This is a genomic window from Algibacter luteus, assembly GCF_900141715.1.
GTDB classification, from domain to species: domain Bacteria; phylum Bacteroidota; class Bacteroidia; order Flavobacteriales; family Flavobacteriaceae; genus Arenitalea; species Arenitalea lutea.
Genome location: NZ_FQYK01000002.1, coordinates 126,626 through 148,969 on the forward strand (window position 1 = coordinate 126,626; position 22,344 = coordinate 148,969).

Annotated in this window: 17 protein-coding genes; 12 read left to right on the forward strand and 5 right to left on the reverse strand. The window is 34.4% G+C overall.

The window, feature by feature from the left end; all coding sequences use genetic code 11:
• Positions 1-37 precede the first annotated feature (37 nt).
• The 3 genes from gshB to glmM all read right to left on the reverse strand — a co-directional run bounded on the left by gshB (position 38) and on the right by glmM (position 4,108).
• Positions 38-1,075 carry a glutathione synthase gene (gene gshB / locus BUA46_RS04070; protein WP_026010031.1) on the reverse strand — a complete coding sequence of 346 codons (1,038 nt, stop codon included), beginning with the start codon at positions 1,073-1,075 and terminating at the stop codon, positions 38-40.
• A 50-nt stretch (positions 1,076-1,125) separates the two neighbouring features.
• Positions 1,126-2,451, reverse strand: coding sequence for a dicarboxylate/amino acid:cation symporter (locus BUA46_RS04075; protein WP_019387482.1), 1,326 nt, complete (start codon positions 2,449-2,451; stop codon positions 1,126-1,128).
• 268 nt (positions 2,452-2,719) lie between these two features.
• Complete coding sequence (gene glmM / locus BUA46_RS04080) at positions 2,720-4,108, reverse strand: phosphoglucosamine mutase (RefSeq protein ID WP_019387483.1); 1,389 nt, start codon at positions 4,106-4,108, stop codon at positions 2,720-2,722.
• A gap of 75 nt (positions 4,109-4,183) precedes the next feature.
• Here glmM and BUA46_RS04085 point away from each other — a divergent pair, with 75 nt between their 5' ends.
• From BUA46_RS04085 to BUA46_RS04130, 10 genes are all read left to right on the forward strand, one after another.
• Positions 4,184-4,786 (forward strand): acyl carrier protein phosphodiesterase, encoded by a 603-nt coding sequence (locus tag BUA46_RS04085; RefSeq protein WP_019387484.1) that lies wholly within the window; start codon positions 4,184-4,186, stop codon positions 4,784-4,786.
• The gene (ggt, locus tag BUA46_RS04090) at positions 4,779-6,470 is read left to right on the forward strand and encodes a gamma-glutamyltransferase (RefSeq protein ID WP_019387485.1); all 1,692 of its coding nucleotides are present in this window, start codon (positions 4,779-4,781) and stop codon (positions 6,468-6,470) included. Before BUA46_RS04085 ends, ggt begins: the two co-directional genes overlap by 8 nt.
• A gap of 70 nt (positions 6,471-6,540) precedes the next feature.
• On the forward strand, positions 6,541-7,266 hold the full coding sequence (locus BUA46_RS04095; RefSeq protein WP_019387486.1) for a hypothetical protein: 726 nt from the start codon (positions 6,541-6,543) through the stop codon (positions 7,264-7,266).
• 482 nt (positions 7,267-7,748) lie between these two features.
• Positions 7,749-8,120 (forward strand): hypothetical protein, encoded by a 372-nt coding sequence (locus BUA46_RS04100; RefSeq protein WP_019387487.1) that lies wholly within the window; start codon positions 7,749-7,751, stop codon positions 8,118-8,120.
• A gap of 166 nt (positions 8,121-8,286) precedes the next feature.
• Complete coding sequence (uvrA, locus tag BUA46_RS04105; RefSeq protein WP_019387488.1) at positions 8,287-11,121, forward strand: excinuclease ABC subunit UvrA; 2,835 nt, start codon at positions 8,287-8,289, stop codon at positions 11,119-11,121.
• Between the two features lie 84 nt (positions 11,122-11,205).
• The gene (locus BUA46_RS04110) at positions 11,206-11,895 is read left to right on the forward strand and encodes an LOG family protein (RefSeq protein ID WP_019387489.1); all 690 of its coding nucleotides are present in this window, start codon (positions 11,206-11,208) and stop codon (positions 11,893-11,895) included.
• 65 nt (positions 11,896-11,960) lie between these two features.
• Complete coding sequence (locus BUA46_RS04115; RefSeq protein WP_019387490.1) at positions 11,961-14,792, forward strand: gluzincin family metallopeptidase; 2,832 nt, start codon at positions 11,961-11,963, stop codon at positions 14,790-14,792.
• Between the two features lie 168 nt (positions 14,793-14,960).
• A complete protein-coding gene (locus BUA46_RS04120; RefSeq protein ID WP_019387491.1) occupies positions 14,961-17,372 on the forward strand; it encodes an alpha-ketoacid dehydrogenase subunit alpha/beta in 2,412 nt (803 codons plus the stop codon).
• Positions 17,373-17,448: 76 nt separating this feature from the next.
• Positions 17,449-17,712, forward strand: coding sequence for a DUF202 domain-containing protein (locus tag BUA46_RS04125; RefSeq protein ID WP_019387492.1), 264 nt, complete (start codon positions 17,449-17,451; stop codon positions 17,710-17,712).
• Positions 17,713-18,183 carry a hypothetical protein gene (locus tag BUA46_RS04130; protein ID WP_019387493.1) on the forward strand — a complete coding sequence of 157 codons (471 nt, stop codon included), beginning with the start codon at positions 17,713-17,715 and terminating at the stop codon, positions 18,181-18,183.
• Positions 18,184-18,219: 36 nt separating this feature from the next.
• On the opposite strand, the gene BUA46_RS15315 is transcribed toward BUA46_RS04130, so the two are convergent.
• Both BUA46_RS15315 and BUA46_RS04135 read right to left on the reverse strand, forming a co-directional pair.
• Positions 18,220-18,507: a peroxiredoxin family protein gene (locus tag BUA46_RS15315; protein WP_349267055.1), complete on the reverse strand. Its 288-nt coding sequence runs from the start codon at positions 18,505-18,507 to the stop codon at positions 18,220-18,222.
• A gap of 20 nt (positions 18,508-18,527) precedes the next feature.
• Positions 18,528-19,430, reverse strand: coding sequence for a peroxiredoxin family protein (locus tag BUA46_RS04135; RefSeq protein WP_349267056.1), 903 nt, complete (start codon positions 19,428-19,430; stop codon positions 18,528-18,530).
• A gap of 118 nt (positions 19,431-19,548) precedes the next feature.
• Here BUA46_RS04135 and pheT point away from each other — a divergent pair, with 118 nt between their 5' ends.
• Positions 19,549-21,975, forward strand: a complete 2,427-nt coding sequence (gene pheT, locus BUA46_RS04140; protein ID WP_019387494.1) for a phenylalanine--tRNA ligase subunit beta — start codon at positions 19,549-19,551, stop codon at positions 21,973-21,975.
• A gap of 104 nt (positions 21,976-22,079) precedes the next feature.
• Complete coding sequence (locus BUA46_RS04145; RefSeq protein WP_019387495.1) at positions 22,080-22,313, forward strand: putative signal transducing protein; 234 nt, start codon at positions 22,080-22,082, stop codon at positions 22,311-22,313.
• Positions 22,314-22,344: the final 31 nt, after the last annotated feature.

A 22,344-nucleotide genomic window follows, 5' to 3' on the forward strand; every position in this document is an offset into this window, starting at 1 on the left:
ATGTTAATGTTTCTCGCTCTAAAAACTAGGAATAGTACTAGGCATCTTCAACAGCTTTTCGCAATCTTGAACGCCTATCAAAAGCTTGAAGTTTATCCATGACTTTCATTTCAAGAAAATCGATAACTTTTTCTTCTATTTTAGTTTTTAGCTTATATACTTTATTGATGTAGGTGATACCTCCAGGAGACATAACATTTACTTCAACCAGTTTACCACCAATAACATCAATACCAACAAAATAAAGTCCGTCGTTCACCAGTTTAGGTCCAATTTGTTTGCAAAGTGCCTTTTCTTCTTTCGTTAATGCGTGCCTTTGAACACTGCCTCCTGCTGATACATTTGAACGGTGGTCTTCCTTACCGGGAACGCGTTTCATGGCACCAACTGGCTCACCATTTAGAATTAGAATACGCACATCGCCTTGATCTGCACCTTCAATATAATCTTGAAGTATAACGTAACTAGACGAACCATCGCTATTATTAATATAAAAATCTAATAAAGAGTTAACGTTACTCATGGCCGATTTTTCGATAAGTATCACTCCAGAACCTCCATAGCCGTTAAGTGGTTTCAAAATCATTTTATCTGCTTTCGACTCTTTGATTTGCCTAATTAAATAGTTTTTGCTTTTTGATACATGAGTTGCTGGTATGATATTACTGTGCGCATCGCCAAAAGCAGCGGTATATAATTTATTGTTTGCTTCACGCATACCTTCTAGTGAATTCATAATAAAAACATCGTCTTTAACTGAATCCAGAAAGTTAAGCATAATTGGATCTAACGGGGGGTTAGCTCTAAAGAATATAACATCGAATCCTGCAAGTGGTAACATTTCCTCTCGAAGTTCTACTTTATTGTAAAAGGATTTTAAGGATGAAGGTGTTTTATCCATTCGACTAATAACCGAGCAATTGGCAGTAGTTACACTGTTGCGAATGGTTAAATCTGCAGGAATACACATGGCTACACCATGTTTTCTTTTAACACATTCTTTTATTAGCGCTAAGGTTGTATCATCTTCTGGGATTATTTCGTCCCAAGGATACATGATGAAGCAAACATTCATGCTTTTTAGATTTTAATTAAAGATTAAATATTCCTTTAAATTTAAAAATTTTATTTCACTTCGTCGTAATGGTCGTCCCATTCTTTTGGTTGAGGATCATGTAATTTATCTAAAGATTTGGCTACCATCATAGATACGGTAGCATCTCCAGTAACATTTACAACGGTTCTACACATATCTAATGGGCGGTCTACCGCAAAAATCAGTGCTAATCCAATAGGAAGTAATTCGGCAGGAAAACCAATAGATTCTAATACTATAACCAGCATAACCATTCCTGCACTAGGCACTGCAGCACTACCAATAGATGCTAATAAAGCTGTAGCTACTATAACCAATTGATTAGTAAAAGTTAAACCCTCTGGCCATATGACTTGCATGATAAACACCGCAGCAATACCTTGATATAAACTTGTTCCATCCATATTTACGGTAGCTCCAACTGGAAGCACAAAACCTGACACTTCTTTATCTACACCTAAATGTTCTTCCACACGCTCCATAGTTACAGGAAGTGTTGCGGCACTACTGCTTGTTGAAAATGCTAAAAGTTGTGCTGGACTAATTTGTTTTAAAAACCACATCGGATTTTTTTTGGTGTATACGGTTATTAAAATTAAATAAAAACCTATCATTAACATCAGTCCACCAACCACACAAAGCGCATAGTAAAGCAGTTTTACAAGAATTTCGGTATCGTCAAAAGCAATAATTACGTTAGCTAATAATGCGAATACTGCATATGGTGCAAAAAGCATAATTAAATCTACCATTTTCATGACCACTTCGTTTAGCGAATCGAAGAAATCTACTAATGGTTTCGCTTTTTCCTCACCAATTAATAGCAAGCAAATACCAACAAATAAGGCGAAAAATATCACTTGAAGCATTGATGCTTCCACAAAAGATTCAAAAATATTACTAGGAAAAATATCAACTAAAGCTTGCAATGGACCCGCATCTTTTTGTGCCGATGCCTTCATTAACTTATCGGTTACGCCTGCGTCGTTTTCGTATTTTAGTTTGATTTTTTCTATAGTTTCTTGCGGCATTCCCTTTCCTGGTTTCACCACATTTACTATACTTAAGCCAATAACAATGGCTACTAAAGTTGTTGTTATATAAATTCCTATAGTGCGTAAGCCCATAGATTTTATTTTAGAAATATCCTTTAAATCTGAAATTCCTTTAATTAACGAGGCTAATATTAAAGGCACTGCAATTAACTTTAAAAGATTAATGAAAATGGTTCCGAAAGGTGCGATCCAGTCTGTTACAAAACCTTTACCGCCATCAACGGTATTCATTATAAAACCAAAAATGATTCCAAGAACCATTCCTATAATAATCTTCCAATGTAATGCTAGTTTTTTCATGTGCTATTAAATATTGTTAGTCGCGAACAAGATAAGTATTTTAAATTTTTACAGCATGTGATTTTATAAAAATGCCAAGTACAAACAATAAGTACAGGCCATTGCTGATGATTTAGCCCCGATTGAAACGGCATCCTTTTTTGTGCTAAACCCAAAAATTAAGCTTAACTGAAATTTAGTTTCAAAAACTAAGCACTATGATATACTGCAATAAGTTCAGCACAAGAAAGATATAGTGGAAAGCGGGAAATAGCTTCAAATAAAAAAATTATCCTTTAGCTATCTCTCCTATTTCGGCAATGAATTTATCGCCCAAAACATCGGCTTCTTGTTGAGATTTTGCCTCGGTATAAATTCTGATAATAGGCTCTGTGTTACTTTTACGAAGGTGAACCCAACTTTCTGGAAAATCGATTTTTACACCATCAATGGTGGTTAGTTGCTCGATTTGGTAACGCTTTTCGATGGTTTTTAAGATCCCATCGACATCCAAACCAGGTGTTAATTCGATTTTCTTTTTACCCATAAAATAACTTGGGTAGGTTTTTCTTAGCGCGCTTACACTCATTTTTTTATCGGCTAACAAGCTTAAAAACAACGCCACACCAACCAAAGCATCGCGACCATAATGTGCGTCTGGATAAATGATACCGCCGTTGCCCTCGCCACCAATAACAACCTTATTTTTTTTCATGAGTTTAACCACGTTTACCTCTCCAACGGCACTGGCTTCGTAGGTTCCGCCATGTTTTTCCGTAACATCGCGTAAGGCTCTTGTGGAACTCATATTGCTCACGGTATTTCCTGGTGTTCTGCTTAATACATAGTCTGCACAGGCTACCAAGGTATATTCTTCACCAAACATTTCGCCATTTTCGTCCATAAAAGCTAGACGATCTACGTCTGGGTCTACCACAATTCCGAAATCAGCGTTATGTTTTTTAACGGCATCCGATAAATCGGTTAAATGCTCTTTTAAAGGCTCTGGGTTGTGCGGAAAATGTCCGTTTGGTTCGCAATAAAGCTTTACCACATCTACTCCTAAACGCTCTAAAAGTAACGGTATGGCGATTCCACCTGTAGAGTTCACACCATCTACAACCACCTTAAAACGGGCTTCTTCTATGGCTTTTACGTTTACCAAATCGAGGTCTAGAACTTCAATAATATGTAAATCGATGTAGGCTTTGTTTTTTGTAATTTTCCCAAGGCTATCAACATCGGCAAAAATCATATTATCGCTTTCTGCGATGTCTAAAATTTTAGCGCCTTCAACAGCATCTAAAAACTCACCTTTTTCGTTTAAAAGCTTTAAGGCATTCCATTGTTTTGGATTATGGCTAGCGGTTAAAATGATGCCGCCATCGGCATGCTCCATAGGTACTGCAACTTCTACAGTTGGTGTTGTAGAGAGTCCAACATCAACCACATCGATACCTAAACCGATTAAGGTATTCATGACTAAATTTTGAATCATTTTTCCAGAAATACGGGCATCTCTTCCAACAACTACTTTGTAGTTTTCTTTATCGCGTTGTTGTTTCAACCAAACGCCGTAAGCCGATGCAAATTTCACAGCATCTATAGGTGTTAGATTCTCTCCTACTTGTCCGCCAATAGTTCCTCGAATTCCTGAAATTGATTTTATAAGTGTCATATATTTTTTTTATTAAAAGGCAAATATAGTATTTCAAAATCGGATTTCTTAAAACGGAATTCGTAAATTTCACCAATGAACTATTTAGCGCATATTTATCTTTCTGGCGATAATGACTTAGTAACTCTTGGTAACTTTATGGCCGATGGTATTAAAGGAAAGAAGTATAAAAAATACCCTAAAAACATTCAAATTGGTATCTTGTTACATAGACATATCGATTCATTTACAGATGCGCATAAAACATTTAGACTAAGCACAAAGCGGCTTCATGAAAAATACGGACATTATTCTGGCGTTATTGTAGACATCCTTTACGATCATTTTTTAGCTAAAAATTGGGATAGATACTGCGACACACCTTTAAGCGAATATATAGATGCCTTTTATGATACCTTGGAAGCAAACTACGATTTACTACCTTTAAGAATTCAAAAAATGATGCCTTATTTACTTGCTGATAATTGGTTGTTGAGTTATGCAACTATTGAAGGCATATCAAGAGTTTTAGATGGCATGAACCGACGCACAAAAAATCGATCTAGTATGAACGAAGCTGTAGTAGAGCTTGAAGCCTTTTACGAAGAATTTGAAAACGAATTTTTTGAATTTTTTGACGAACTAATTGCTACCTCAAAAGAAAAATTAGAATTTTTAAACCAAACAATACATGATTAAACGTTTTTTATTTCTATTGCTAGTAATAAGCTCCTTTGCGTCTTGTAAAAAAGCCGAAAAACCAACCCAGGTTGGATTAATCGCTAAAAATGCGGTGGTAGTTTCTGCCAGAGCTGAAGCTTCACAAATTGGTGTTGACGTTATTAAAAAAGGAGGCAATGCTTTTGATTCCATGTGTGCTACCCAATTAGCGCTTGCTGTTGCTTATCCCTTTGCTGGAAACCTTGGCGGTGGTGGTTTTATGGTTTACCGAAAAGCCGATGGCGAAATAGGCTCAATCGATTTTAGAGAAAAAGCTCCGCTAGCAGCAACTCGAGATATGTATTTAGATGACAATGGTGAAGTCATTCCAGACAAAAGTATTCTTGGGGCTATGGCGGTAGGTGTTCCTGGAACCATTGCAGGTGTTTTTGATATCCATGAAAAATTTGGGTCTTTACCTATTGAAGATATCATTCAACCTGTAATAGATTTAGCCTACAAAGGCGTGATTGTTACCAAAAAACAAGAAGCCCGCATTAAAAAATACCAACCGCTTTTTCCTAAAGCCAATAAAGAACCTATATTTTTAGATAAACCTTGGAAAGCCAATGAGGTTATTACCTATCCTGAGCTCGCTAAAACTTTAGAACGTATTTTAGAAAACGGAAAAGACGAATTTTACAAAGGTGAAACCGCGAAAACATTAGTGCAATTTATTCAAGATAACGGAGGCATCATTACCGAAGAAGATTTATCTAAATACGAAGCCAAATGGCGCGACCCAATTACGTTTACCTATGATGATTTAAACATAATATCCATGGGGCCACCAGCAAGCGGCGGCATTTGTTTAGCCCAAATCATGAAAATGCTTGAGCCTTTCCATTTGGATGAATACGGCCATAATTCTGTAAAAAGCATACAGGCCATTACCGAAGCAGAACGACGCGCATACGCAGATAGAAGCTTCTTTTTAGGCGATCCAGATTTTGTAAAAATCCCAATTAGTACACTTATTAAAGATGATTATTTAAGTGGAAGAATGCTCGATTTTTCTTTTGAAAAAGCAACACCTTCCAGCGAGGTTAGTCATGGCAATATTCAAATTATTGAAAGCGATGAAACCACGCACTTTTCTATTGTCGATCCATTCGGAAATGCCATAGCAACAACCACAACTTTAAATGGTGCTTATGGCTCTAAATTATATTGTTCAGAACTCGGTTTCTTCCTAAATAACGAAATGGACGATTTTAGCAGTAAACCCGGAGCGCCAAATATGTTTGGTCTTCTTGGAGCCGAAGCCAATAAAATTGAACCCGAAAAGCGCATGTTAAGCTCTATGACTCCCACCATTATAGAAAAAAACGGAAAATTATACATGACTTTAGGCTCTCCCGGAGGCGCTACCATTATAACCTCGGTATTACAAACCATTTTAAATGTTCACGAATATAAAATGTCTATGCAAGCAGCTGTGAATGCGGCACGTTTTCATCATCAATGGCTACCCGATGAAATTAGTATGGAACCCAATAGTTTCAATAAAACGCTAATAACACAACTCGAAGCTTTGGGATATACTATTAACGAGAAAGATTCTCCCGTTATTGGTAAAGTAGATGGAATTCTGGTTTTGGAAGATAATTCTTACGAAGGTGGTGCCGATCGTCGGGGTGACGATACCGCTATCGGTTTTTAAGCAATTTGCTTTTTAAATACAACATATTTAATAAATTAGCCGTTAATAATCCCTAAACGGGAACCTATTTATGGCCTCTAAAAAAACAAATCCAATTAAAATAATTGCTGGTGTTGTTATCTTTTTAACACTTCCAACGCTGCTGTTTTTTGGATTCCTTTACTTCAAATATCACGAAGATTTACCAACAGGCATTCAAGGCGAACAAGCCGATGCTTTAGCGTATAAAATGCTTGATGCCCTTAATTACGAAGCTTATAAAAGCACCAATTATATCGAGTGGACCTTCAAAAAAAGACGATATTACGAGTGGGATAGAGCAAAAAACACATGCAATGTCATGTGGAAACAAAACAAGGTAGCGCTAAATTTAAACAATCCTTCAAAAAGTAAAGTCTACATACACAGTTTTAATCACGAAGGCGAAATGGCCGAAAAACTTATCAAAAAGGCACTAAAATACTTCAACAACGACTCGTTTTGGCTCGTGGCGCCGTATAAAGTATTCGATAAAGGTGTCGAGCGCCGACTCGTTAAAACCAGCAATAACAAAAATGCCCTTTTGGTAACATATACTAGTGGAGGCTCCACCCCTGGCGACTCGTATTTATGGCTCCTAGACAATAACAACAAGCCAACAGCCTTTAAAATGTGGACCTCACTGCTACCTATCGATGGGCTAACAGCCACCTGGGAACACTGGACAACAACTCAAACCGGTGCACAATTACCAACATTTCACAAGCTACTCTTTTTCGGTTTAGAAATAGAAGATATTCAAGGCACTCACAATTAATATTATGGCGCTACCCTGTCGGGTCGGGCTATACATTACAAGTCCTCGTTCGTACCTCACTGTGGGCTTTCCATTGCTATCCCTAGCGCACCACTTTACTGGGTTCTGTCTATAATAATTGAAGTTCTGTCTCTTTTTATAATGGCTATTCAAACCATAAAATATCACCAAATTATTCGCATTGTTAAAGTTCTGTTAAATCCTAAAAATTTTCATCCAAAACTACCTTGAAAAAATACCCCTAAAAAAATAGCACCTAATAATGTAAAATATTATTTAATACAAATATTACCTTCAAAATAAGTAGGTCTACCTAAAAATCATTCAAAATAAATTGTAAATAACCCTAAAAAACAAAGGGTTTGAGAAAATACAAAATTACCAATATTAATAGTAATACTATTAAAAAAGAAATTATTACTTCGTATATTAGCAGTATAAATATTAATCTTAAATCAATATAAATATTAAACTTAAATCCTATGAAAAATTTACTCTTTTTATTAATTTTTGTTTGTGGTGTTTCTTTTGCAAGTACAAGTCCAACACCTGTTGTAAATAACAACGATCCTAAAGTAGGAGATGTTTTAAAAATTACAACACCAAAACATGTAGCGTTCAATCACATTGAATTTCCAAAACTTAACTTTATTGTTAAACGTGGCGGATTACCAAACTACAAAAGTGTTTATGGCGAACTTGTAATTGTAAAAAAAGTAACTAACGAGGACGGAAGCATTCATGTGCTTCTAGAAAGAAAAGATGGCAAAAAGTTTTTTGGCTTTCTTAAACAAGTTTCTGCCAATTACACCGAATCAATTGAAGCAGGCGAAATTGTGCGCGTAGAAAAGTAATATTAATTTTAGTCTCATGAAAAGAAGCTACGTTAAGTAGCTTCTTTTTTTTGGTCAAAATTAAGCTAAAATGCTCTTAACAAAAGTTTTAAAACTTCTATAAATTGAAATAAGCCCAGACCAAAATTTAACGTCAAAAATTGTAACTTTGCACTTTTGCCAATTTATGAGCCAATTCACAGATTTTATTGAAGTTAAAGGAGCGCGAGTTCACAATCTTAAAAACATTGATGTATCTATTCCGCGCGAAAAGCTTGTGGTGATTACAGGATTATCTGGTAGTGGAAAATCTTCATTGGCTTTCGATACCATTTATGCCGAAGGACAACGCCGATACATTGAAACATTCTCAGCATATGCCAGACAATTCCTAGGAGGCTTAGAGCGACCTGATGTCGATAAAATTGATGGTCTCTCACCTGTTATTGCCATCGAGCAAAAAACAACAAGCAAATCGCCACGATCTACAGTCGGTACCATTACTGAAATCTACGATTTTATGCGATTGCTCTTCGCTCGTGCTAGTGATGCTTACAGCTACAATACAGGCGAAAAAATGATTAGCTATAGCGATGAGCAAATTAAAGCCTTAATCATTAAAGATTTTGAAGGGAAGCGCATCAATGTATTATCTCCAGTTATTCGTTCTAGAAAAGGACATTACCGCGAATTATTTGAGCAAATCGCCAAACAAGGTTTTGTAAAAGTAAGAACCGATGGCGAAATTCGTGACATTGTAAAAGGCATGAAATTAGACCGCTACAAAACTCACGATATTGAAATAGTAATAGACCGATTGGTTATTGACCATACCGTTGACAATGATAAACGCTTAACAGAAACCATTAATACCGCCATGTATCATGGTGAAGATGTGCTTATGGTTATCGATCAAGATACAAACGAAACACGGTATTTTAGCCGAAGTTTAATGTGTCCAACTTCTGGGATATCCTATCCAAATCCAGAGCCCAATAATTTTTCATTCAACTCACCCAAAGGCGCTTGTTCAAACTGTAACGGTATTGGCAATTTATATCAAATTAACGAACATAAGATTGTTCCAGACGATTCACTTTCAATTAATTCTGGTGCTCTTGCGCCACATGGTCCGCATAAAAACAGTTGGATTTTCAAACAGTTTGAAACCATTGCGCAACGTTTCAATTTTAAATTAACCGATACTTACAAAAATATTCCTGAGGCTGCTAAACAAATGATTTTATACGGTGGCAACGAGAAGTTTTCAGTAGAAAGTAAAACATTGGGTGTAACACGCGACTATAAAATTGATTTCGAGGGTGTCGCTAATTTTATTGAAAATCAATACAAAACGGCGGAATCTACATCTTTAAAACGATGGGCAAAAGAGTATATGGATAAGGTTAAATGTCCGGTTTGTGAAGGCTCACGTTTAAAAAAAGAATCACTGTATTTCAAAATTAACAACAAGAATATAGCAGAACTTGCTAATTATGATATCGTTGAGCTTGCCAATTGGTTCAACGATTTAAACGAACACCTCTCTGAGAAACAGCTTAAAATTGCCGAGGAAGTTGTAAAAGAAATTAAATCGAGATTACAGTTTTTGCTTGATGTTGGCTTAGATTACTTGTCGTTAAACAGAAGCTCTAAATCGCTTTCCGGAGGGGAAGCACAACGCATTCGCTTAGCAACACAAATTGGCTCGCAACTAGTAGGTGTACTTTATATCTTAGACGAACCAAGTATAGGATTACACCAACGCGATAATGAAAAACTCATAAATTCCTTGATATCACTTCGTGATATTGGCAACTCGGTAATTGTTGTAGAACACGACAAAGACATGATTGAGCGTGCTGATTATGTGATAGATATTGGCCCCAAAGCAGGAAAGTATGGTGGCGATATCATCAGCATAGGAAATCCAGAAGAACTAAAATCTCACGATACCCTTACTGCTGATTATTTAAATGGCAACAAAGCCATAGAAATTCCTAAAAAACGCAGAACTGGAAATGGAAAATTTCTAGAAATTAAAGGCTGCACAGGAAACAACCTAAAGAATGTTTCTGTTAAATTTCCATTAGGCCAAATGATTGGAGTTACTGGGGTTTCAGGTAGTGGCAAATCAACTTTAATAAACGAAACACTCTATCCTATTTTAAATGCCCATTACTTTAATGGCGTTAAAAAACCAATGCCTTACAAGAGTATAAAAGGTTTGGAACATATTGATAAAGTGATAGACATTAATCAATCGCCCATTGGTAGAACACCGCGCAGTAATCCAGCTACCTACACCAAAACGTTTGATGAAATTCGTGCTTTATTTGCCAAAATTCCAGAAGCTATGATTCGTGGTTACAAAGCTGGAAGATTTAGCTTTAATGTTAAAGGCGGAAGATGCGAAACCTGCCAAGGTGGTGGCTTACGCGTTATAGAAATGAATTTTTTACCAGATGTTTATGTAGAATGTGAAACCTGCCAGGGTAAACGATTTAATCGGGAAACTTTAGAAATTCGTTATAAAGGCAAAAACATTAGTGATGTCCTGAACATGACCATTAACGAAGCTGTTGAGTTTTTTGAGCACATTCCAAAAATTTACAATAAATTAAAAACAATAAAAGATGTTGGTTTAGGTTATATCACCCTCGGGCAACAAAGTACAACACTCTCTGGTGGTGAAGCACAACGTATAAAACTCGCCACCGAACTCTCTAAAAGAGATACAGGAAATACGTTTTATATTCTTGACGAACCCACAACGGGCTTACATTTTGAAGACATTAGAGTACTAATGATTGTACTCAACAAACTCGTAAATAAAGGGAATACTGTTGTTATTATTGAGCATAATTTAGACGTGATAAAAACAGTAGATCATATTATAGATATTGGTTACGAAGGAGGTAAAGGCGGCGGACAAGTTGTAGTTGAAGGCACACCTGAAGAGATTATAAAACACAAAAAAAGTTACACCGCGAAATTCTTGAAAAAGGAAATGAAAATGTAAATCGAGTGCTTTAACATTTCAAGAAGAAAATGAATTACATTTGAAAAAATAGATAATTAATAAAGAACAAATAAAATTTTATTTATGAGAAAAGAACAACACCACAAAGGTTGGAACGAAATAAAAACTAACGATTCATGGGCCATTTTTAAAATAATGGGCGAGTTTGTTAATGGTTTTGAGAAAATGAGTAAAATTGGACCTTGTGTTTCTATTTTTGGTTCAGCTAGAACAAAGCCAGACCATAAATACTACAAACTTGCAGAAAGTGTAGCAAAAGGTATCGTTGAAGCTGGTTATGGTGTTATTACTGGTGGTGGCCCTGGAATTATGGAAGCCGGAAATAAAGGCGCACATTTAGGCGGTGGAACATCAGTTGGTTTAAATATAGATTTACCTTTCGAACAACATGACAATCCGTATATAGACCCAGATAAAAGCTTAGATTTCGATTACTTTTTTGTTAGAAAAGTCATGTTTGTAAAATACTCTCAAGGCTTTGTTGTTATGCCTGGTGGCTTCGGAACTTTAGATGAACTTTTTGAAGCGATAACTTTAATTCAAACACATAAAATTGGTAAATTTCCTATTATTCTAGTTGGAACAGAGTTCTGGGAAGGCTTATTAGCTTGGATAAAACAGACATTGTTAGGAAGCTTCGGTAACATTAGTGAAAAAGATTTAGATCTTATTCATATTGTTGATACTGAAGATGAAGTAATTGCTATTCTAGATTCATTCTATAAAAATTCTGAGTTAAGTCCTAATTTCTAAGACGTCTTATTTTAGTATATTGCAACGCCTTACATGACATTATTAACCGCTAATGCTATTGAAAATTGAGAATACGATTTCTTAACTGTATTATTTTTTTCGCTCTATGCTTATCTGCTTTTGGTCAAAATAAAATTGACTTAAAGGCCGATTTTGACATAGAAAATAGGCAAATAAAAATTTCTCAAACCATACAATATCACAATACTACTGATGATGTTCTTCAGACCATTTATTTAAACGATTGGAATAACAGCTATTCAACTAAAAAAACACCATTAGCTATTAGAATAGCCGATGAATATAAAAACGATTTTCATCTTGCAAAAAGTGAAGATAGAGGCTTTTCGGTTATTGCTTCAATAAAGCAAAATGATGAAGATTTAGTTTATACGCAGTTAAAAAATCAAACTGATATTATTGAGGTAAAACTTAACGAACCTTTACAACCCAAGGCTTCTTATACCATTCACCTTGAGTATTTAGTTAAAATCCCAAAAGCTAAATTCACAAAATACGGTATCACTGATGAAGGCGATGTTAATTTAAGATATTGGTATATTACGCCGGCGGTTTATGACGGTGAATGGCACTACTTCAGCAATAAAGATTTAAACGATTTATATATTCCGAAGGCCGACGTTTTTTTAAATATTAATTATCCAAATGGGTATGCGATTACTTCTGAATTAAATTCGAATACACCACTTCAACTGGATAACAAACAACAAGTTACTTTAGAAGGAAAAGATAGAATTAACAATAAACTTTTCTTGAGTAAAAACTCTAAATTCAAAACCCTTCAAACTGATAATTTTGCTATAGTTTCAGACATAAACGATGAAGGTTTAGAAATTATTGATAAAGTTTTAATAACCGAAAAAGTAACCGAGTTTATCTTCAAAAATTTTGGAGCATATCCTCATAAAAAATTATTATTAACTCAAATTGACAACGATTACGACCCTATTTATGGTCTAAATTTTTTACCGAGTTTTATTCAACCTTACCCTAATCATTTTCAATACGAATTAAAACTTTTAAAAGTAGCGCTGCACAACTATCTTGAAAACACACTGTTCATAAACCCAAGAACTGAACAATGGTTAATAGACGGTATTCAGATTTATTATTTAATGAATTATGTAGATGAGCATTACCCCGATATGAAGTTTTTAGGAACATTTGCCGATTTTTGGGGTGTTAGATCGTTTCATGCAGCCGATATGAAATTTAACGATAAATATGTTTTAGCTTATTTACTAATGGCACGTACCAACCGTGATCAACCGCTAACAATGGCTAAAGACTCTTTATTAAAATTCAATAAAAATATAGCAAATAAATATAAAGCTGGTGTTGGACTCAAATACTTAGACGATTTTGTAAATAAAGATGTTGTTGAAAAAAGCATTCAATCGTTTGTAAAACAACATAAACTAAAATCTACTAGCCCTAGAGACCTTGAAACCTATTTAAAATCGAACACAGATAAAAATCTGGATTGGTTTTTTGAAGACTATTTAAACTCTAGAAAAAAAATAGATTTCAAAATAAGAAAAGTTAAAAAAACTGAAGATTCGATAACGCTTACCATAAAAAATAAAAGTGACACGAAAATGCCCGTTTCATTGTACAGTCTTTATAATGACAGTGTGATATCTAAACGATGGGTAGAAAACATAAAAGGAAGTAAAACCATTACCATTCCGCGTTTAGAAGCTAATAAGCTAGTGCTAAACTACGAAAACAAAATACCCGAATTTAACTTAAGAGATAACTGGAAATCGCTAAAAGGATTCTTTTTCAATAACAAACCGTTGCAGTTTAGAGTTTTTCAAGACGTTGAGGACCCATATTACAATCAAGTATTTTTTATGCCAACATTCGAGTTTAATAACATATATGACGGTTTTACCTTGGGTATCAAAACTTACAACAAAACGGTATTGCGCAAACTTTTTAATTATAAAATAGAACCTAGATATGCTTTTAAATCTAAAACTATCACAGGTTCTGGAGCTGTTTTTAAAACACATTACATAAATGACAAAAACTTATTTGCTGTTCATTATGGTATTGCTGGCGGTTATAACTCGTATGCAGAAGATTTGTTTGTGCGTCAAATAACACCTTCTTTACAGTTTCAGTTTAGGCAAAATGATGATTTCAGATCGAATAAAAAGCAACTTTTAACCTTAAGGTATGTAGATATTCATAGGGATAAAGACGTTAATAATGTCTTAACTTCAACAACACCAAATTATAGTATTTTCAATATTAGATATATTAATTCCAATGATAATTTAATTAACTACAACAAGTGGTATACCGATTTTCAAATAGGAGAAAAATTTAGTAAAATATCCTTTAACTACGAATACCGAAAACTACTAGAAAGTAATCGACAAATCAATATTAGAGCTTTTGCTGGAGCATTTTTAAAGAACAACACAGATTTAGAATCTAATTACTTTAATTTCGCTTTAGACAGACCAACAGATTATTTATTTGATTATAATTACTTAGGACGTTCTGAAGCTTCAGGAATTTTTAGTCAACAATATATAGATGCTGAAGGTGGGTTTAAATCTAAATTGGAAAGCCCATTTGCGAACCAATGGATTACCACAATTAATGCAAGCACCACCATTTGGAAATATGTTTTAGCATATGGTGATATCGGTTTGGTAAAGAACAAATTTGATTCGGCTAAATTTGTTTATGATTCTGGAGTAAGAATAAATTTAGTAACCGATTATTTCGAAATTTATCTTCCTGTATATTCTAACTTAGGTTGGGAAATTGGACAGCCTAATTACGACCAAAAGATACGTTTTAAATTTACGGCAGATCCACAAGTACTTTTAGGATTATTCAGAAGACGCTGGTATTAATAGTCTTTAAATTGAATTATTTTCAATAAAACCCCCTTATTGATATATTTTAATTAATAAATTCATTAATTTTAGAATTATTTTAGGAATTTAGCAATGTTTTAACATTGAATTTAATTGCAAAAAAGCCTATTATTAACTACTTTTGCAAAACTAAAGCATGAACCAATGCAAACCTTAACCAACTTGAGTAACAACATTTCCTTCGACGATTTTAAAGCTGAAGTCCTTAGTGACTATAAAATTGCTATGATAAGTCGTGAGTGTAGTTTATTAGGAAGAAGAGAAGTACTTACAGGTAAAGCTAAGTTTGGAATTTTTGGCGATGGTAAAGAAGTACCTCAATTAGCCATGGCAAAAGCTTTCATGAAAGGTGATTGGAGATCGGGTTATTATAGAGACCAAACCTTTATGATGGCTATAGGTGAAATTACCCCAGAACAATTTTTTGCTGGATTGTATGCCAACACGAATATAGAGTTAGAACCTATGTCGGCAGGTAGGCAAATGGGCGGACATTTTGTGACCCATAGTTTAAATGATAACGGAAGTTGGAAAAACCTAACCGAACAATATAATTCAAGTGCAGACATCTCTCCTACTGCTGGACAAATGCCTCGTTTGTTGGGACTAGCTCAAGCCTCGAAAATATTCAGAAAAGTAAAAGGTATCGACACTACTAACTTTTCAGTTAATGGAAATGAAGTGGCATGGGGAACCATTGGAAATGCCAGTACTAGTGAAGGTTTATTTTTTGAAACCATAAATGCTGCAGGCGTATTGCAAGTACCTATGGTGATAAGCATTTGGGACGACGAATATGGTATTTCTGTTCATGCTAAACATCAAACAACAAAAGAAAATATATCTGAAATTTTAAAAGGATTTCAAAGAGATAAAGAAAATAATGGCTACGAAATTCTACGCGTCAAAGGTTGGGATTATGCGAATCTGGTTGCAACTTACCAAGAGGCTTCAGCTATTGCTAGAGAAGAGCATGTTCCTATTTTAATTCATGTGCAAGAATTGACACAGCCACAAGGTCATTCAACTTCTGGATCTCACGAGCGTTACAAATCACCTGAGCGCTTAGAATGGGAGGCAGACCATGATTGCAATGCTAAATTCCGTGATTGGATTATTGAAAGTGGCATTGCTACTAATGAAGTGCTTATTGATATTGAAAGAGCAGCAAAAAGAGATGTGAGAGAAGCTAGAAAGAAAGCTTGGAACACCTTTTTAAGGCCCATTAAAAAAGAACAAGTTGAGCTTGTTTCAATTTTAAGTCAAGTAGCATCTCAAAGCGTTAACGGCGTTTTTATTACCAAATTAAAAGATAGTTTAGAGCGTATAGACGAACCAACCCGAAAAGATATCTTATCGCATGCTAGAAAAGCATTAAGATACACTATTGGCGAATCATTTCATGATAAAAAAATACTGAGCAATTGGATTAATTCCAATATTGAAAGTACTCAGCCTAAATTTAGTTCGCATTTGTATTGCGAAACACAAGGTGCAAACACAAGTATCAAAGAAATTAAAGCGTCATATAATGACGATGCTGACCTTGTAGATGGAAGAGTTATTCTTCGTGATAATTTCGATGCAATTTTAACTAAGCATCCAGAGGTATTAATTTTTGGTGAAGACACAGGAAATATTGGTGATGTTAATCAAGGATTAGAAGGTCTGCAAGAAAAACATGGTGAACTTCGTGTGGCCGATACGGGTATTAGAGAAGCAACAATTATTGGACAAGGAATAGGTATGGCCATTCGTGGATTACGACCAATAGCCGAAATTCAATACTTAGATTATATTCTTTATGCTATTCAAATTATAAGCGACGATTTAGCTACACTGCATTATAGAACAAAAGGGAAGCAAAAAGCACCTTTAATTATTAGAACGCGTGGTCATAGACTAGAAGGTATCTGGCATTCAGGCTCTCAAATGGGTGGTGTTTTAAGTTTAGCCAAAGGGGTTAATTTATTAGTTCCTAGAAACATGACTAAAGCCGCTGGTTTTTATAACACACTGCTTCTAGGTGACGATCCGGCTATTGTTGTGGAATGTTTAAATGGCTATAGACTAAAGGAAAAAATGCCAAACAATTTAGGGGCACTTAAAACACCTATTGGTGTTGTTGAAACCATCAAAGAAGGAACGGATATTACATTAGTTTCTTACGGTTCTACCTTGCGTATTGTTGAGCAAACAGCAAAAGATTTATTAGCTATTGGAATTGATGCCGAAGTTATAGACGTGCAATCATTAATGCCTTTTGATTTAAATCATGACATTGTAAAAAGCGTTGAAAAAACCAATCGGGTTATGATAATTGACGAAGATGTTCCAGGTGGTGCTTCAGCTTATATTCTTGATAAAATTTTAAACGAACAAAACGCTTTTCAATATTTAGATAGTTCTCCAAAAACCTTAAGTGCCAAACCACACAGACCAGCGTATGGTAACGATGGTGATTACTTCTCTAAACCTTCAGCAGAAGATATTTTTGAAGCTATTTATGAAGTCATGCACGAAGTGAGTCCTAATGATTTTCCTAAACTGAGATAAATAATTTTCAATACAAATCTTTAAAAAACCATTGCACTAGTAATGGTTTTTTTATATTTATAATCTAATCTAAATTATGGATAACAAAAACCCATTAATAACCAGAGATTGGTTAGCTATAGAGCGAACCAAATTAGCTAACGAACGCACCTTTTTGGCCTATTTTAGAACCTTTATTGTCTTTTTAGGAACCGGAATTACCATACTTAAATTAGAGTTTTTTTCTGAGATGAAATCCTTTGGTATCATCTTGTTAGTATTATCTCCTATTATTTTAATTATTGGATTAATCCGCTTATTTTCAGTAAAATACACCATAAAAAAGCACTATAAAGTTTAAATGAAAGCAGTATCCTTATCAGAAATAAAGAAAGAATTAAAAGTACTCTCAAGCCAGGAACTTGAAGCGTTATGCTTGCGCTTAGCACGTTTCAAAAAAGAAAATAAGGAACTTCTTACCTATTTATTATTCGAGTCACATAACGAAAGTGGATACATTGAAAGCGTCAAAAGCTATATGGATGAAGAATTCGAATTGATAAATACAGATAGTTTTTTTTACATAAGAAAAAGCACTCGGAAAATCCTGAGAAACGTTAAAAAGTTTGTGCGTTACTCTCAGAATAAAGAAACCGAAGTTGAGCTTCTACTCTATTTTTGTCAAAAACTGAAAGATTTTAAACCAAGTATCAACCGAAGTACACAATTGGTAAATATGTACAATCGTCAAATTTTACTTTCCAAAAAAATCATTAACAGTTTACATGAAGATTTGCAATATGATTTTAATTTGATGTTGGAAGAATTATAATTTTCAATAAAATTAAATTGATTAAATACACGAGTGTTATTCATTCAACAATACATCAAGAAACTCCTCAAATTCCTTTTTAAAGTCTTTGTACTTTTCACCTGTTGCGGGTCCGTTAAAACCTGTATGAATCTTTCTAACTTGTCCTTTTTTATCAATAAAAATAGTTGTTGGATAAGATAATACATGATTAAGCATAGGTAGTTTTTCATTGGCCTTTACCTTACTTGCAGAACCGTATTGGGCTAGTAAAATAGGATACGTAATTCCAACATCTTGTTTTAATCGCTGAATGTTTTTTAACGCCTTTTCCGAAGTTTTCACATATTCAAAAGCCAAAGCCACTACTCTAAATCTTTATTTTTATGAGTTTTATAAAATTCAGAATAATATTTGCTTTCATCTAAACAATTGGGGCACCAGGTTCCCATAATTTGCACTACAACCATCTTATCTTTAAACCTTTCATCTTCTAAAGACACTGTGTTTCCATTTTCATCTGGAAAAGCAAAAGAAAGGTTTTCATAACCTTCTTTTAAGTAGGTTAATTCATTAGCGTTGGGCAATTCAAAAGTATCATTTCGTATTACAGTAAATGGTTCCTTCCAATGGTTTCCTGAATAAAACATACCATGCATCATGCTATCTTTTACTTCCGCAGTAAAGAGAAAAGCATGTGCACCATCAAAAGTGGATAATTGCAATTGGTTTCCATTCAAAACCCCTTCTAAAAATCTATAATCACCTGTGGTTGTTCTAAACGTTCCGGTAACTTTATTGCCGTCTTGCTTAAAAATTCCTTTAGCGATGTATTTGTCTTCTTCAACTTCAGGACTAAAAACAGTTTCCCAGTTTCCCGAAATATTCACTTTTAGATCTTCACTATTTTTAAATCTCGAATCGCCTTTTTCAGCGTTAAACACCATAACTCGATTTAAACTGGGTATTTCAAAATGCCCTTTTAAACCTTCGTTATCTATTTTAGCGACAATTAACCCTTCAAAAACCGGCATTTGAATATGAACTGAATCATTGTCATAAGTAATATCTTTTACTTCTATCACTTCTTCTGCATTAAAAATTCGCATTTCGTTTTCTGATATTACCTCAAAATTAAATGGTAAATTCAAAGTATCATTCACCTTTAATTCTGCTCTATACCTACCTTTTTCAAGTGTTTTCAGTTTAGTATTTTGATGACAAGAATACATAAAAACGGCTAATATTATTACAAATATGTACTTCATAAGATGGATTTAAAATCTATTAAACGAAATTGAAGCAATATACTAACAAAATATGAGGCTTTATTTGAATGCTAGCTGCAATATTTTATCTTTGCCAGTTCAAATAGGATATTGATTTATGCGAATTTCATACAACTGGTTAAAACAGTTTTTAAAAACAGATTGGACACCAGAACAAACCAGCGAATTACTTACAGATTTAGGACTTGAAGTTGAAGGATTAGACAAATACCAATCGGTTAAAGGCGGTTTGGAAGGTGTTGTAGTTGGTGAAGTACTAACTTGTGTAAAGCACCCAAATGCAGACAAACTAAAGTTAACTACAGTTAATGTTGGTGGTGATGCACCGTTACAAATTGTTTGTGGCGCTCCTAACGTTGCTGCGGGACAAAAAGTACCTGTGGCAACAATCGGGACTACTTTATACACTGAAGAAGGTGATGCATGGACTATTAAAAAAGGTAAAATTCGGGGTGAAGAAAGTCATGGAATGATTTGTGCCGAAGATGAATTGGGTTTAGGAAAATCTCATGATGGTATTCTTGTTTTAGATGGAGATGTAAAGGTTGGTACGTTGGCCTCTGATATTTTTGACATTGAAAACGACCATGTTTTTGAAATTGGTTTAACACCAAATAGAGCCGATGCCATGAGTCATCTTGGTACCGCTAGAGATTTAAGAGCAGGCTTAATTCAGAAAGATATTAACCTTGAACTTATTACGCCATCTGTTAGTGCCTTTAACGTAGCTAACAGAACTTTAAAAATAGATGTAGACGTTTTAAATAAAGATTTAGCACCAAGATATTGTGGTGTTACCATTTCTGGTTTAAAGGTACAAGAATCACCACAATGGTTGCAAAACCGACTTAAAGCCATTGGTTTGAGTCCGATAAACAATATTGTTGATGCAACGAATTATGTACTTCACGATTTAGGGCAACCACTGCACGCCTTTGATGCTGTAAAAGTTTCAGGTAATAAAATTGAAGTAAAAACTTTAAAAACGGGTACAAAATTCACCACATTAGATGGTATTGAGCGCGAATTACATGAAGATGATTTGATGATATGCGATGCTGAAAAACCAATGTGTATTGCAGGTGTATTTGGAGGTATAGATTCGGGTGTTACCGCACAAACTACAAGTATATTTTTAGAAAGTGCCTATTTTAATCCAGTAAGTGTTAGAAAATCTGCAAAACGTCACGGATTAAATACCGATGCATCATTTAGATTTGAGCGAGGCATCGATCCGAATATTTGTGAGTATGCATTAAAACGTGCAGCCTTACTAATTCAAGAGATTGCTGGAGGTGAAATTACAAGTGATATTATTGATGTTTACCCAAATAAAATTAAAGATTTTGAAGTTCGATTGAGTTTTGAAAATGCCGAAAAGTTAATTGGTGAAGAAATTCCGAAAGAAACGATTAAACGTATATTAACCTCCTTAGACATTAAAGTAAACAACGTTACTGAAACTGGATTAGGAATGACAGTTCCTGCATATAGAAACGATGTACAAAGAGAAGCGGATGTTATTGAAGAAATACTGCGTGTTTATGGCTATAACAACATAAAGACCACAACTAAACTTAACGCATCCATTTCAACCACATCGCGTTTTGAAGATTATAAAATCCAGAACATTGTAGGAGATCAATTGGTGTCTCAAGGGTTTTATGAAATTCTTTCAAACTCGCTTACTACACCAAATTACGTTTCTTTAAGTGAACAATTAAAAGAAGAGCACAACATTACTATGCTTAACCCTTTAAGCAATGATTTGTCTGTTTTAAGGCAATCGCTGCTGTTTTCTGGTTTAGAAGCGGTTTCGTTTAACATTAATAGAAAACGATCGGATTTAAAATTGTTTGAATTCGGCAAAACCTATCATAATTACAACGATAAACGCGAAGAATTTAAACATTTATCAGTTTTTATCACTGGGAATAAAACTTCTGAAAACTGGGTTGGAACAAACAAAACAAGTGATTTCTTTTTAATGAAAGGAATCATTAATTCGATATTAGAACGCTTGGGAATAACGAGACATAATGAACACCCTATTACAAATGATTTGTTTTCTGAAGGATTGAGTTTTGCTCTCGGAAAAAACACCTTGGTAGATTTTGGTTTAGTAAAAAAGCCTATATTAAAACATTTTGATATTGCTCAAGAAGTGATGTATGCCAATTTTAAATGGGATACCATTTTAGAAGTTATTAAACACCATAAAATCAAGTTCCAAAGCATTCCTAAATACCCAGAAGTAAGACGCGATTTTGCGCTACTTTTAGATGATAACGTAACTTTCGAATCTATTTACAAGCTAGCAAAACAAAGCGAAAAACAGTTATTAAAACAAGTGAATTTGTTTGATGTGTATCAAGGCAAAAACTTACCCAAAGGAAAAAAGAGTTATGCCGTTAGCTTTACCTTACAAGATGAAAACAAAACGCTTACCGATAAACAAATTGATAAAATTATGAACAAGTTGCAAACTACATTTGAAAAACAGCTTGGAGCAGAATTAAGATAACCTATAGTAAATTAATATTCAAGCCAACTTTCATGTTGGCTTTTTTTTGAACGCATTTAATAATTTCGTATCTTTAAGAAGGAACCTTTTTAAATCATGAAATTATGTCTAATTACATCAGAGTTTTTACAGGAAATTTCATTGAAGTTCAGCGCATTTTCAAAGCATTAGAAGCAGTGGATATTTGCGCAATAATTAAAGATGAATCTGAATCTGGGAGATTAGCAGGTTTTGGTTCTTCAATTCAAGGTTTGCAAGAAATCCATGTTCATAAAGATGAACTAGCAAAAACACAACCTTTAATTGAATCTTTGACTTCAGAACTTGATGAAGCCTAATCTGCATTGATATCTATTATGTGATCCTTAA

What these genes read in the sequence shown, in the direction of transcription:
- gshB (WP_026010031.1), bottom strand. Translation starts at nt 1,075, where the DNA reads ATGAATGTTTGCTTCATCATGTATCCTTGGGACGAAATAATCCCAGAA.
- BUA46_RS04075 (WP_019387482.1), bottom strand. Translation starts at nt 2,451, where the DNA reads ATGAAAAAACTAGCATTACATTGGAAGATTATTATAGGAATGGTTCTT.
- glmM (WP_019387483.1), bottom strand. Translation starts at nt 4,108, where the DNA reads ATGACACTTATAAAATCAATTTCAGGAATTCGAGGAACTATTGGCGGA.
- BUA46_RS04085 (WP_019387484.1), top strand. Translation starts at nt 4,184, where the DNA reads ATGAACTATTTAGCGCATATTTATCTTTCTGGCGATAATGACTTAGTA.
- ggt (WP_019387485.1), top strand. Translation starts at nt 4,779, where the DNA reads ATGATTAAACGTTTTTTATTTCTATTGCTAGTAATAAGCTCCTTTGCG.
- BUA46_RS04095 (WP_019387486.1), top strand. Translation starts at nt 6,541, where the DNA reads ATGGCCTCTAAAAAAACAAATCCAATTAAAATAATTGCTGGTGTTGTT.
- BUA46_RS04100 (WP_019387487.1), top strand. Translation starts at nt 7,749, where the DNA reads ATGAAAAATTTACTCTTTTTATTAATTTTTGTTTGTGGTGTTTCTTTT.
- uvrA (WP_019387488.1), top strand. Translation starts at nt 8,287, where the DNA reads ATGAGCCAATTCACAGATTTTATTGAAGTTAAAGGAGCGCGAGTTCAC.
- BUA46_RS04110 (WP_019387489.1), top strand. Translation starts at nt 11,206, where the DNA reads ATGAGAAAAGAACAACACCACAAAGGTTGGAACGAAATAAAAACTAAC.
- BUA46_RS04120 (WP_019387491.1), top strand. Translation starts at nt 14,961, where the DNA reads ATGCAAACCTTAACCAACTTGAGTAACAACATTTCCTTCGACGATTTT.
- BUA46_RS04125 (WP_019387492.1), top strand. Translation starts at nt 17,449, where the DNA reads ATGGATAACAAAAACCCATTAATAACCAGAGATTGGTTAGCTATAGAG.
- BUA46_RS04130 (WP_019387493.1), top strand. Translation starts at nt 17,713, where the DNA reads ATGAAAGCAGTATCCTTATCAGAAATAAAGAAAGAATTAAAAGTACTC.
- BUA46_RS04135 (WP_349267056.1), bottom strand. Translation starts at nt 19,430, where the DNA reads ATGAAGTACATATTTGTAATAATATTAGCCGTTTTTATGTATTCTTGT.
- pheT (WP_019387494.1), top strand. Translation starts at nt 19,549, where the DNA reads ATGCGAATTTCATACAACTGGTTAAAACAGTTTTTAAAAACAGATTGG.
- BUA46_RS04145 (WP_019387495.1), top strand. Translation starts at nt 22,080, where the DNA reads ATGTCTAATTACATCAGAGTTTTTACAGGAAATTTCATTGAAGTTCAG.